Source organism: Rhodococcus sp. MEB032, from assembly GCF_030208925.1.
GTDB lineage: Bacteria > Actinomycetota > Actinomycetes > Mycobacteriales > Mycobacteriaceae > Rhodococcus_F > Rhodococcus_F qingshengii.
In genome coordinates this window covers 64,480-76,455 of sequence record NZ_JARVSY010000016.1, presented here as the reverse complement: position 1 = coordinate 76,455, position 11,976 = coordinate 64,480, and the positions used below count along the sequence as shown (strand labels likewise).

General features: G+C 63.8%; 11 protein-coding genes and 1 riboswitch. Of the genes, 5 read left to right on the top strand and 6 right to left on the bottom strand.

The genetic code is table 11. From position 1 onward, the window contains the following. Nucleotides 1-37: 37 nt before the first annotated feature. From QRN54_RS18165 to QRN54_RS18150, 4 genes are all read right to left on the bottom strand, one after another. Nucleotides 38-1,165 (bottom strand): glycosyltransferase family 4 protein, encoded by a 1,128-nt coding sequence (locus QRN54_RS18165; protein ID WP_285182732.1) that lies wholly within the window; start codon nucleotides 1,163-1,165, stop codon nucleotides 38-40. Between the two features lie 78 nt (nucleotides 1,166-1,243). Then, on the bottom strand, nucleotides 1,244-2,602 hold the full coding sequence (locus QRN54_RS18160; protein ID WP_285182731.1) for a peptidase MA family metallohydrolase: 1,359 nt from the start codon (nucleotides 2,600-2,602) through the stop codon (nucleotides 1,244-1,246). 74 nt (nucleotides 2,603-2,676) lie between these two features. Further along, nucleotides 2,677-3,729 (bottom strand): C40 family peptidase, encoded by a 1,053-nt coding sequence (locus QRN54_RS18155; protein WP_003941704.1) that lies wholly within the window; start codon nucleotides 3,727-3,729, stop codon nucleotides 2,677-2,679. A 324-nt stretch (nucleotides 3,730-4,053) separates the two neighbouring features. Continuing rightward, entirely contained in the window at nucleotides 4,054-4,611 is a 558-nt protein-coding gene (locus QRN54_RS18150) for a C40 family peptidase (protein WP_003941754.1), read from the bottom strand. A 14-nt stretch (nucleotides 4,612-4,625) separates the two neighbouring features. Next, nucleotides 4,626-4,804, bottom strand: a riboswitch (cyclic di-AMP (ydaO/yuaA leader). 522 nt (nucleotides 4,805-5,326) lie between these two features. Between QRN54_RS18150 and QRN54_RS18145 the strand changes: the two genes are divergently transcribed. After that, nucleotides 5,327-7,087, top strand: a complete 1,761-nt coding sequence (locus QRN54_RS18145) for a DEDD exonuclease domain-containing protein (RefSeq protein WP_167349886.1) — start codon at nucleotides 5,327-5,329, stop codon at nucleotides 7,085-7,087. A 78-nt stretch (nucleotides 7,088-7,165) separates the two neighbouring features. Then, a complete protein-coding gene (locus QRN54_RS18140; protein ID WP_003941677.1) occupies nucleotides 7,166-7,441 on the top strand; it encodes an Lrp/AsnC family transcriptional regulator in 276 nt (91 codons plus the stop codon). Between the two features lie 8 nt (nucleotides 7,442-7,449). Here QRN54_RS18140 and trpD read toward each other — a convergent pair whose 3' ends face one another. Together trpD and QRN54_RS18130 are read right to left on the bottom strand one after the other, a co-directional pair. Then, nucleotides 7,450-8,541, bottom strand: a complete 1,092-nt coding sequence (gene trpD, locus QRN54_RS18135; protein ID WP_003941751.1) for an anthranilate phosphoribosyltransferase — start codon at nucleotides 8,539-8,541, stop codon at nucleotides 7,450-7,452. A gap of 139 nt (nucleotides 8,542-8,680) precedes the next feature. Then, complete coding sequence (locus QRN54_RS18130; protein WP_064689205.1) at nucleotides 8,681-9,169, bottom strand: hypothetical protein; 489 nt, start codon at nucleotides 9,167-9,169, stop codon at nucleotides 8,681-8,683. A gap of 127 nt (nucleotides 9,170-9,296) precedes the next feature. Between QRN54_RS18130 and ctaE the strand changes: the two genes are divergently transcribed. The 3 genes from ctaE (at nucleotide 9,297) to qcrA (ending at nucleotide 11,963) form a co-directional block, all read left to right on the top strand. Continuing rightward, entirely contained in the window at nucleotides 9,297-9,908 is a 612-nt protein-coding gene (ctaE, locus tag QRN54_RS18125) for an aa3-type cytochrome oxidase subunit III (protein ID WP_007730060.1), read from the top strand. Between the two features lie 64 nt (nucleotides 9,909-9,972). Beyond that, nucleotides 9,973-10,824: a cytochrome bc1 complex diheme cytochrome c subunit gene (gene qcrC / locus QRN54_RS18120; RefSeq protein WP_003941682.1), complete on the top strand. Its 852-nt coding sequence runs from the start codon at nucleotides 9,973-9,975 to the stop codon at nucleotides 10,822-10,824. Next, the gene (gene qcrA / locus QRN54_RS18115) at nucleotides 10,821-11,963 is read left to right on the top strand and encodes a cytochrome bc1 complex Rieske iron-sulfur subunit (protein ID WP_007730058.1); all 1,143 of its coding nucleotides are present in this window, start codon (nucleotides 10,821-10,823) and stop codon (nucleotides 11,961-11,963) included. Before qcrC ends, qcrA begins: the two co-directional genes overlap by 4 nt. Nucleotides 11,964-11,976: the final 13 nt, after the last annotated feature.

Below are 11,976 nucleotides of genomic sequence, written 5' to 3'. Positions count from 1 at the left end.
ATTCGGTGCGGGCCGTTCGCGTTCGAGTCCCGGTAGCTCAGCCGAGGAGATTACGCAGCTTCGAAGCGAGCGTGTCCCACTTCCAGTCTTCGGCAACCCATGCCCGGCCGGCTGCTCCCATCGCGGCCGCGCGATCACGATCGGACAGCACCTCGATCACGGATTCGGCGACGTCGCGAACAGAGGTGCCGTCGACCACGAGCCCGGTCTTGTTCTGCTGCACCGTTTCCGGAGCGCCACCACTGCGCCCGGCGATGACCGGCACACCGGTAGCCGAGGCCTCGAGGTAGACGATTCCCAGTCCTTCGACGTCCAATCCGGCGCCTCGGGTACGGCACGGCATGGCGAACACGTCGGCGATCGTGTGGTGCGCTGCCAACTCTGCGGCGGGCACCGTGCCAGTGAAGACGACGTGATCGTCCATCCCGGTCTTACGCGCCAATTGGCGGAGATGGTCCTCGTACGGCCCACCTCCGACGATCACCAGTACCGCCCCGTCAATGCTCTTGCGTACGGTCGGCAGCGCCTTGATGAGCATGTCCTGCCCCTTGCGTGGCACGAGCCGCGACAGGCACAGGATCGTGGGCCGCTCGCCCAGCCCGTATCGCTTACGCAGTTCCGCGCGGGCGACCGAGTCCGGGTGGAACACTGACGTGTCCACTCCGGAAGGAAGGTGCTCGAGCGCCGCTTGCGGGCCGAAGGCCGCCGAGAACCGCCCACGGGTGTATTTGCTGACGAACGTCACCGCATCGGTGTGGTCACCGATCACACGCAACGACTGCCGCGCACCGGCAATCATCGACCATCCGACCTCGTGGCCGTGAGTACTCGCGATCACTCGGCTCGCTCCGGCGCGTCGAACAACCGGTGCCAACAACGCCAACGGTGCTGCCGCACCGAACCAGACCGACTCGCAGTCGTGCTTCTTGACCAACTTCGCGGCTCGACGAGCGACAAAAGGCGACGGCAGCATCAGCGTCGTCGGGTGCCGAACGACCTCGAAAGGCTGTGCCGCATCGAACTTCTTGTGCGAGTCGCCCCGCCACCGCGGTGCGTACACCACCAACTTGTCCGGCGGCAGATGCCCGGCGAACGTGTGGAGATAAGACTGGATACCTCCGGGGCGAGGAGGAAAATCGTTGGTCACCAAGAGGGTCCGGCGCATCCGTCCACCGTAGGGCACTCGGTGCTTCAAACGTGCGAAGGGCACCTCGCCGCTGCAATCGACCCAGCCGCGAACTACTCAGCCCAGATGGCTGTTGGTCCAGTCGACCCATCCGGCTCGCAGTTCCTCGGTTCCGACGCCAACGACCGCTCGGATCCGCGAATCGAGGTCTTCGGCCGTCATCTTTCCGGAGGCGAGAGCGCGAAAGAGGTCGGTCAGCTTTGCTTCTCCGAATCGATCGGCGATATACGCGTTGATCGACCACGCCGATTCGTACGCCAGTGAACTCACGACCGGTACACCGCTGAACTGCGTGTCGTCCGGAAACTCGGTCGGAGTATCGCCGGAGCGTACCGCTGCCGCCAGAGTCGGCGCGATCTCACCCCAGGCCCGCGAGGATCCACGGTTTCCCGCGTATTCGGCAAACCCTTCCAATACCCACATCGGCGACCCGTCACGGGTTTTCGATCGGGCGGCTATGTGCATCAGTTCGTGGCGCAACACCGTTCGCCTGGTGATGTCGGTCAACCTCGAAGCCGCGGCAGGCGAGAAGACCACTCGCTGGCCACTCACGTCGGATGACCCGTCCGCCGTCGCATCCGCGACCGACACTGCGGCAATCGAAGCGCCGTCGTGATGGGAGCCGACCAGTGCGGTGAATTCCTCAGCGGACCCCGCCACCATGAGCACCGCGCGCTCGGACCACCACGGCCCCCACAACTGCGTCGTGTTCTCGATGGCTGAGTCCACATCGGCAGCCAAAGCGTCGACGAACGCCTGCTGACCCGGGTGGCCGATCACCAGCGCGTTACCCGCAGAATTCTCGGCGACGGCAAGCGGGCCGAAGTCCCAGGGGCCGTTCCAGGATTCGCCCGCCGTTCGGGCGCCGTCCAGTCCGACGATCGACCCGTCCGCAAGAACCGACCACTGATCGCCGCGTTTCGCGAGCGTCATGGACACTGCCTTGCGCGTGGGCAATGCGTCGACGCCGTCGAGGGCGTACCGCAACAGAACTTGCGCATTCCATACTTCGACGTCTCCGCCCGGTGCACCGGTTCGCGGCGCCGGAGTCAGGCCGCCGCTGGGAATCTCGTATCCCCAGTCGGAGAATTCGAGCGCTCCCGCTGCAGTGGCTCGTCGAACTTCCGCCTCGAGCGCACCGGGTGCGGCGGCACTGTCGACGAACTTCGCCAGCCCCGACGGATCGTCGGACATCTGAGCCGCGGCCCATGCATCGAGAAAGCTCTGGACTTGAGCGCTGCGTTCCGCGTCCTGTTCGGCGGCGGCATTTTCGTCGGAATCGGACCTGTTCGTCAGGAAGATCGTCAGGCCCAGAACGAGCACCACGGCTACACCGAGCGCCACGAGGGCCGGATACTCCCAACGGCGTGGTCGATCTGCGCCGACGTCGGGCGTCGTCATCGGTTCAGTCGGCACGGTGCCGAGTGTAGGAGAACTCGACTCGACGCTTCACGGCGGCTGGCCACACGCCGCTCGGGCGCAGCAAGCCGTCAGTAACGACGCGCAGTGGAGAACTCCATGCCTGCCATCGACTGGACCTTCACCGGTACGCCGAACGTCGACGCATGCAGAATGTTTCCGTCGCCGGCGTAGATGCCGACATGCGAGTTGTCGCTGTAGAACGTCACGACGTCGCCGGGCTGTAGTTGGTCCCTCGACACCGGTACACCGCCCTGCGCCTGCGCTTGGCTCGATCGCGGCAGAGTCTTTCCGATCTGCTTGTAGGCCCACACCACCAGACCTGAGCAGTCGAACTCGTTCGGGCCGGTCGCGCCCCAGACGTACGGGTCACCGATCCGCGTGAGGCCTGCCTGCAGAGCAGCAGCACCCGAGCCAGGGGTCAAGTTAGCCAGAATTTTGCTGAGATCGACGTCCGGCGGGAAAGGCGTACCGCTCAGTTGGTTACGTTCGTCGTCGGTGAGATTCTGGAAGGCTTTGGTCACGTCGGCGATCTGCGTCTGCAGTTCACTCTGCTTGCGCTGCAAATCGTCACTGAGCGCGCGGGCTTGATCGGCGGCGGTTCGCGCTTCTTCGGCCGATCGCTTCGACGCTTCCGAGGCGGCACGCGCATCGGCAGTGGCTTGGTTGAACTGAGAGACCTGTACTGCCGCGTCGTTGGAAATCACGTCGAGCGCAGACATCTGGTCGAGCAACTGCTGCGGCGAGTCGCTCACCATCAACGCAAAGAGGCGATTGGTTCGCGCACCCTGGTAATTCGCTGTGGCAATACGGTTTACCGCCGGAGCGAACTCGGCGACGCGCGCCGAAGCCGCGTCGAGAAGACCCTGATCGGCTGCCGATCGCACGTCCGCATCATTCGCGACTGCCAGCTTCGCGTCGAGGTCGATCTGCGCGTTGTGCAGCGCTTCGTTGGTCTGCTCGGAAACCCGGGAGAGTTCACCGAGCTTGTCGAGCGCCTCGGTGGGGTTGGTGATGACGGGGTCGGCACCGGCCTGCATCGAAGGCCCTGCAACGAGTCCGAACGCCAGCACTCCCACTGTCAACGCGGCCCGTACTCGACTGTTGTTTTTCGATGAAACCACGGAATGCAACTCTCCGTCTCGGTGAAGCGACGCCGACCGGGGCCGGTCGACGATCTGTTAGCTGGCTGTCAACTATCCACAGTACCTGTCTCGGCCGCGCAATGTCTCGATAAGGTTACGGAACGGCATACGTTTGTGTCTACTCGCCGGTAGGCGTGTCGGGGTGAAGTACCGGGCGAATTGTCGCGAAACGAAAATGTGGGCCCCGAATCGAAGATTCGAGGCCCACATTCGAAGATCCGGAGCTCCCCCGAGCTCCGCCGCATCACAGCGGCGGATCGTTCCGACTGCCTACCGGAGACAGCCGTCGAGCGTGTTCAGAAATCAGTAACGGCGAGCGCCGTCGTACGGCATCGAGGACACCGGAGCGAGCTTCACGGGCTGACCAGCGGTCGACGCGTGGATGACATTGCCGTTACCGGCGTAGATGCCCGAATGCGATCCGCCGTAGAAGGAGATCACGTCGCCGACCTGAAGATCGGACTGTGCGACGGCAACGCCGGCTGCAGCCTGGTCGTAGCTCGTGCGAGGCAGGTTGAGACCGGCCTGCTTGTATGCCCACTGAACGAGACCGGAGCAGTCGAATGCGTCCGGGCCGGCTGCGCCGTACACGTACGGGGAGCCCAGCTTGCTCTCTGCGGCGCGAACTGCCTGCTCACCAACACTGGAGATGGGAGCGGCCGGTGCAGCCGGTGCGATGTCGGTGATGCCCGGAATGACCGGCAACTGAGGAATAGAAACGCCCGGAACCTCGAACGTGCCGACGCCGGGGATGGTGATGGGGTCTGCCGAGGCAGGTGCAGCGGTTGCAGCGAATGCTCCGACTGCGAGCGCGCCGGCTACTGCCAACTGCGCTGAACGCTTGAAACTCTGTGACGCCACTTAAGGGGTGCTCCATTTCTTCCATTCATCCGCCGACCGAGTTAGCTGACGGGTTCGGGCTGGGAAGATCAGCCCTACCCGCGTGGTCTGCAGCGATCCTGCGTGCTGCACCCCAGGCGGGATTCACCCCAGTGGAAACTTGGGTTCCCGGTTCGGGTTCCTCGCGGAGATCCCGATTAGGCGGTTCCTGACGATGCCGGTCCTGTTTGGTCCGGCAAGACTTCGTTAGGTCTCAGGAAGGTTACGAAATGATCGCGACGATGTCGACCGCTTCGTGACAATCGTGCCCGATTCGCCGGAAATCGTGGTGCCGCGCCCGCGATACGCCCGGCGGGTCACGGGGAGATAACAACAGGTCGGTTCGGCGACCCACTCCAGGCCGTCAAACCCGCGCCCGCTACCCACTGCCAAGGCTCACCAAACCCGACAATCCGATCTTCCATGCAGTTCAACGATGATTACTTGAAACTAGAACTTGTTCCGGTCACGGACGCGGTTTCAGCCGTCGACAGACGCACCGAAGACCCCCTCGACTCGCCCTACTCACAAGTAGGCGCGCGTCCACATTCGCGAGTTCCCACCGCAAGTGTGATCCTCGTCTCTCCTACTTTTGTCGGGCGTTCATCGACCGATTTCGCAACGGAAGTCCGTGCGGGTCGGATTCCGTGTCTGCACTCTCGAATTCGTGTCGGGGGGTACTTCTACTGTCTGCGGTGTGAGTCCCGCCTCGGCCCGAGAATTTCCGTCTCCGCCCCCGTTCTCCGACGGGGAGAAGTTCGACGTCGGGCGGCAACTGAGCTTCGACGAACTGGACACACCGCTGAGCGAGACAACATTTGTCGTCGTCGACCTCGAGACCACAGGGGGCAGCGCCGACCAGGACTCCATCACCGAGATCGGCGCCGTCAAGATCCGCGGCGGCGAGGTACTGGGCGAAATGGCAACACTCGTCGACCCCGGCCGGTCGATTCCGCCGTACATAGTCGAACTGACCGGAATCACCACAGCCATGCTGATCGGTGCACCTCCCATCGAACGTGTCCTGCCTGCTTTTCTCGAGTTCGCCGAGGGCGCGGTGCTGGTGGCACACAACGCGCCGTTCGACATCGGTTTCCTCAAAGCAGCGGCGTCACGCAGCGCGCGCCCGTGGCCTGCGTTCCGTGTCCTGTGCACCGTCAAACTCGCCCGGCGCGTACTCACACGCGACGAAGCACCTTCGGTGAAGCTCTCCGCACTCGCCCATCTCTTCCAAGTGACCACCCAGCCGACGCACCGGGCTCTCGACGACGCGCGTGCGACCGTCGACGTCCTCCACGGACTGATCGACAGGGTCGGAAACCAGGGTGTCCACAGTTACAGCGAACTAGTCGACTACCTGCCCAACATTTCCTCGCATCAACGGGCCAAACGGTCCTTCGCCGCAAACCTGCCGCGAAGCCCCGGTGTCTACCTTTTCCGCGGTCCTTCCGACGAAGCCCTCTACATAGGAACTGCTACCGACCTTCGACGCCGCGTCCGCAACTACTTCACCGGTTCGGAGACCCGCGGCCGGATGAAGGAAATGGTCGCGCTGGCCACCCGTGTGGACCATGTCGAGTGCGCGCACGCTCTCGAGGCCGGGGTGCGTGAACTACGACTGCTGAGCGCGCATGCGCCGCCGTACAACCGTCGCTCCAAGTTTCCCAAGCGAGGTTGGTGGATCACCCTCACCGACGAGGCGTTTCCGAGACTGTCCGTGGTTCGCACGCCCACGGCCGATTCGATCGGCCCGTTCACCTCTCGCGCCGACGCAGTCGACGTCGCCGACACCGTCGCAGAGTTCAGTCGTCTGCGCACGTGTACCAAGCGTCTCGGACGCGGCGCCGTTCACGGCCCTGACTGCCCCGCTCGCGAACTGGGGGCGTGTCCAGCCTCCTGGACCCCGGAAATCAACGCAGAGGACTACGCGGCCGCCCCTGAGGCCGTGCGTGGATTCTTCCGAGGAACCAACGACGCTCCCCTCCAACAGATGCAGGCCCGGATCGACGAGCTGTCCGCACACGCGTTGTTCGAGAATGCTGCGCGTCTGCGTGACCGAACGGTCGCAGTCGCCACCGCAGTGCGGCGCACTCAGCGACTCGCCGCAGTCGCGGCGATCGAACAACTCGTTCTCGCCCGCCCCACCGGAGACGGCGGCTGGGAGCTGTCGGTGATCCGGTCCGGGCGTCTCGCGTCCGCCGGGCTCGCCAGACGTGGGACTCACCCGATGCCCGTCGTCGACGCCATCACCGCGGCGGCCGAAACCGTCCTACCGGACGACGCCCCGTTCCGCGGCGCGTCACCCGAAGAACTGGGACTGATCGCAAGGTGGCTCTCGTCGGACGGTGTCCGAATCGTGTCGGCGACATCCGGATACGTCGAACCTGTGAGCGGCGCCGGCAAGTGGGAAGCCTGGTGCCGACTCGCCCGAGCCGGAACCGAATCCGAACATCGATGACGTAACGGCGGGGCGGCACCCCTAAGCTCGATCGAAACCGCCGGGTCATCACAACCCGCAGGGAAATCGAGGAGAGAAATGATCAACGCCATCGTCATGATTCACGCCGAGTCCGCTCGGATCCCGGAAACCGCGCAGGCCGTCGCCGACCTGTCCGGAGTGACCGAGGTCTACTCGTGCGCAGGTGACGTCGATTTGATCGCCATCGTGAAAGTGCGTGACCACGCCCAGATCGCCGACGTGGTCACCGGAGGAATCAACAAGGTGCCCGGCGTTCTCCGAACCGCCACACACATTGCGTTCCAGTCATTCTCCAGCGCAGACGTCGAGGCCGGTTTCTCGCTGGGTGAATAGCCCCTCGATCAGGCTTGGTCGGCCAGCTCGGCGGTGAGCGCCGCCCACTTGTGAAGCAGTTCAGCGCCCGCGCCGCTGTCGATCGCGGCAGCGGCTGCAGTCATCCCGGCAGAGATCGCACTCTCGAGATCGTCGCCGACACCGTTGAATGCCGCGATGGCTGCTCCCGCGTTCAGCAGGACCGCGTCCCGGACCGGCCCCTTCTGCCCGGAAAGCAGCGTTCTGGCGACGGTGGCGTTGATTTCGGCGTCGCCTCCACGCAACTCTTCGAGAGGAACGCGGTCGATTCCGAGGTCACGCGGATCCAGCGTGACAGTTCGCACACTTCCACCCCCGACGATGTGAACCGTCGACGTCGTCGATGTGGTCAGTTCGTCCAGTCCGTCGTCTCCCCGTACCACCAACGCCGAATTGCCGCGCTGCGCAAGGACTCCCGCGACGACCGAGATCAGTTTCGGAAATGCGCACCCGATCAGCCCGGCACGCGGACGAGCCGGATTGGTCAGTGGACCGAGCACGTTGAATGCCGTCGGAATGCCGATTTCCTTGCGAGGGACCGCCGCAAAGCGCAGTGCGGGATGGAAGACCGGCGCGAAACAAAAGCCGATGCCGACCTCTTCGACGCACCTCGCAACCTGCTCCGGCCCGAGGTTGATGCGAACGCCGAGCGCCTCGAGCACGTCGGCGCCACCGCTCTTGGACGAAGCAGCGCGGTTGCCGTGCTTGACAACTCGCACACCGGACGCGGCAACCACGATCGAGGCCATCGTCGAGATGTTCACCGTGTTGGAGCGGTCACCACCCGTGCCGACGATGTCGACGACGTCGGAATCGACCGGCACGCGCCTGGAGTGTTCGAGCATCGCGGCGGCGAGCCCTTCCAACTCCGCGGGGGTTTCTCCCTTCATCTTCAGACCGACCCCGAAAGCAGCGATCTGAGCGGAGGTGGCGTTGTCCGACATGATCTCGCCCATAGCCCACCGACTGTCGGCTTCCGACAAGTCACTGCCGTCCGTGAGCAAACCGAGAATCATCGGCCAGGACCGCACCACTGCACTCGAATCGACGTTCACGGCGTTGGATGCGTCGGTGCCGGCCATAGTGCCTTGGTCCCCTGTCGTTCAAGTGGGCTGGATTTCGAGCTGTCGTTTCGAGCTGTCGTTTCGCGCTGCCATTTTGTGCTGCCGATGACCCTCGCAGCCTAGTCAGTGAGGTAACGAGGAAACCGAATAGGGCCGCTCAGGACTTTCTGCGACCGCGTTTGGGCGGCGCCTCCGCAAGTATCGGGGGCTGGAGCGCGTCCCACCCGGCGACCGAACCACCGAGTCGCTGCGCCAGACCGGCCATTCGTGACCGCTCCTGGGAGCAATGCAGTGCGTCAAGCACCTGGACACGCTCGAAGACGACGCGAACCGAATTCTCGACCGTCGGAGTCACGTCCTCGGGCCGACTCGAGCCTCGCACATATCCGTCCTGGGCGACGATGCTCTCGGCATCGGCTACCGAGCCCTCCGGGAGGTCGAGATGATGCCGCAGAACCACTTCGGACTCCGCCCTGAACTCCGGCTCGGTGGAGGCGGCACGTTCGAGAGCCGTCGAGCTCGCCTCGGCGTCGTCGAAGCCTTCGGCAACGACGACCAGATCCGACCGCCCTGCATCGAGCGGTGTCGGAATCTTCGTGCCGAAAATTCTCAGGAACCACGGTCTACTCTTGTGTGTAGCTGCCATCGCGCCAGCATATTCCGACCACGCCACCAGCGCGTTCGCCGCCCGATCCCGCGAACTCGAGCCGAGCGACGCGCCGATGGTGGACCCGAGTGGTCGTCTCTTACGACGAAGCGTCATACTTCTGTCTGTGACGAGCGCAGTAGGGACTTCAGGATCGGCAATCACCCAACGCGTGCACTCGCTGAACCGGCCGAATATGGTCAGCGTTGGCACCATCGTGTGGTTGTCAAGTGAGCTCATGTTCTTCGCAGGGCTCTTTGCCATGTACTTCGTGGCACGAGCTCAGGCGAACGGAAATTGGCCGCCGGAGCCAACCGAATTGAACCTTTATCTGGCCGTGCCGGTGACCTTGGTGCTTATCGCATCTTCGTTCACCTGCCAGATGGGTGTCTTCGCGGCTGAGCGTGGCGACGTCTTCGGACTTCGTCGCTGGTACACCATCACCTTGGTCATGGGGGCGTTCTTCGTCGCCGGCCAGGGTTACGAGTACTACCACCTCGTGCACGAGGGCACCACGATTTCGAGCAGCGTGTACGGCTCGGTGTTCTACATGACCACCGGCTTCCACGGTCTGCACGTCATCGGCGGTCTCATCGCCTTCGTCTTCTTGATCGCACGTACCCGGGTCAGCAAGTTCACGCCCGCCCAGGCCACCGCCGCGATCGTTGTTTCGTACTACTGGCACTTTGTCGACATCGTGTGGATCGCGCTGTTTGCCACGATTTATTTCATCCGTTAATCAGCTGTACGCCCCAGGCAGCCCCTGACGTCCAGTTCCGTCCCGACATACCAAAGGGATACAGATGAGTTCATCCCCCCCTCCCGCATCCGATAACTCAGCGAATGCCGCGAAGTCGCGTCGCCAGCGGAAAATCCGCCGGCGCGTCACTGGCGCGCTCGTATTGATGATGGGATTGATCAGCGCAGGTTTCCTCGCTTCGGCGTTGACACCAGCTCCGCAGGTTGCGACCGCCAGTGACGATTCAGCAGCCCTGATTCGTGAAGGCAAGCAGCTGTACGACACGTCATGCATCACGTGCCACGGCGCGAACTTGCAGGGCGTGCAGGACCGCGGTCCCAGCCTCATCGGCGTCGGCGAAGCAGCCGTGTACTTCCAGGTCTCTTCTGGTCGTATGCCGGCAGCTCGCAACGAGGCCCAGGCTGCACGCAAGGACCCCAAGTTCGATGCTGCGCAGACCGACGCCCTCGGCGCTTTCATCCAGGCCAACGGCGGCGGCCCGACGCTCATCCGCGACGAGAACGGCGAAATCGCCCAGTCCTCGCTGCGCGGTGGCGACGTCGGACGCGGCAGTGAGCTCTTCCGGCTCAACTGCGCGTCGTGCCACAACTTCACCGGCCGCGGTGGCGCACTGTCCTCGGGCAAGTACGCCCCGGTCCTGGATCCGGCCAGCGAGCAGCAGATCTACGCTGCCATGGTTACCGGTCCCCAGAACATGCCGAAGTTCTCGGATCGTCAGCTGACGATCGAGGAGAAGAAGGACATCATCGCCTACGTCAAGTCGTCGGGCGAGTCGAAGGACCCCGGTGGGTACGGGCTCGGTGGCCTCGGTCCGGCCTCTGAGGGTCTCGCCATGTGGGCCGTCGGAATCATCGCTGTCGTCGGTGCAGCATTGTGGATCGGAGCAAGGTCATGAGCGACGCTGGCCAGCATGGCGGCGATACGCCTAAGAAGTACACAGATGAAGAGCTCGACGCGATGTCACGCGACGACCTGGTCAAGCTGGGTACCAATCTCGATGGCGTCGATGTCGTCTACCGCCGTGATCGTTGGTCGGTAAAGGGCACCAGGGCGGAAAAGCGCGCCGAGCGCAACGTCGCCTTCTGGTTCGGCCTCGCCGGCGTTTCGGCGATCGCGTTCATCGCGATCTACCTGTTCTGGCCCTGGGAGTACGCAGGCGCCGGTGACGAGAACTACGGCAAGTACAGCCTGTACACCCCGCTGATCGGGTTGACCATGGGTCTGGCGATCCTCGGCGTCGGCATCGGTGCCGTTCAGTTCACCAAGAAGTTCATCCCCGAAGAGGTCTCGATCCAGGACCGCCACGACGGTGGTTCCACCGAGGTCGATCGTCGCACGATCGTCGCCGAGCTCGGCGACACCCTCGAGACGTCCACCCTCCCCCGCCGCAAGGCCATCAAGCGCAGCTTGATGTTCGGCGGCGGCGCACTCGGCGTCATGATGGTCATGCCCCTCGGCGGACTCATCAAGAACCCGTGGGCCAAGGGCGACGACTCACCTCTGTGGGTGTCCGGCTGGACCCCGAACTACCCGGGCGAGACCATCTACCTGCGTCGTGACACCGGCCGTCCCGAGGACATCGTCCTCGTTCGCCCGGAAGATCTCGATGCCGGTTCGATGGAAACGGTCTTCCCGTTCCGCGAGTCCGACCGTGGCGACGAGCACGCTCTGCTCGCAGCACTGCGCGGCATTCGTAACTCGGTGATGCTCATCCGCCTTCGCACGGAAGACACCGCGCGTGTCACCAAGCGTAAGGGCCAGGAAAGCTTCAACTACGGCGATTACTTCGCCTACTCGAAGATCTGCACCCACCTGGGTTGCCCCACCTCGCTCTACGAACAGCAGAGCAACCGTATTCTGTGCCCCTGCCACCAGTCGCAGTTCGACGCACTGACCTACGGCAAGCCGATCTTCGGTCCCGCTGCTCGCGCACTTCCGCAGTTGCCTATTACAGTGAACGAAGAGGGCTTCCTGGTCGCCGACGGTGACTTCATCGAAGCACTCGGCCCGGCATTTTGGGAGCGTCGACCGTGACCACAACAACAAC

Excerpts from the sequence above, each read along its gene's own strand:
- QRN54_RS18165 (WP_285182732.1), bottom strand. The coding sequence starts at position 1,165 with ATGCGCCGGACCCTCTTGGTGACCAACGATTTTCCTCCTCGCCCCGGA.
- QRN54_RS18140 (WP_003941677.1), top strand. The coding sequence starts at position 7,166 with ATGATCAACGCCATCGTCATGATTCACGCCGAGTCCGCTCGGATCCCG.
- trpD (WP_003941751.1), bottom strand. The coding sequence starts at position 8,541 with ATGGCCGGCACCGACGCATCCAACGCCGTGAACGTCGATTCGAGTGCA.
- QRN54_RS18130 (WP_064689205.1), bottom strand. The coding sequence starts at position 9,169 with ATGGCAGCTACACACAAGAGTAGACCGTGGTTCCTGAGAATTTTCGGC.
- qcrC (WP_003941682.1), top strand. The coding sequence starts at position 9,973 with ATGAGTTCATCCCCCCCTCCCGCATCCGATAACTCAGCGAATGCCGCG.
- qcrA (WP_007730058.1), top strand. The coding sequence starts at position 10,821 with ATGAGCGACGCTGGCCAGCATGGCGGCGATACGCCTAAGAAGTACACA.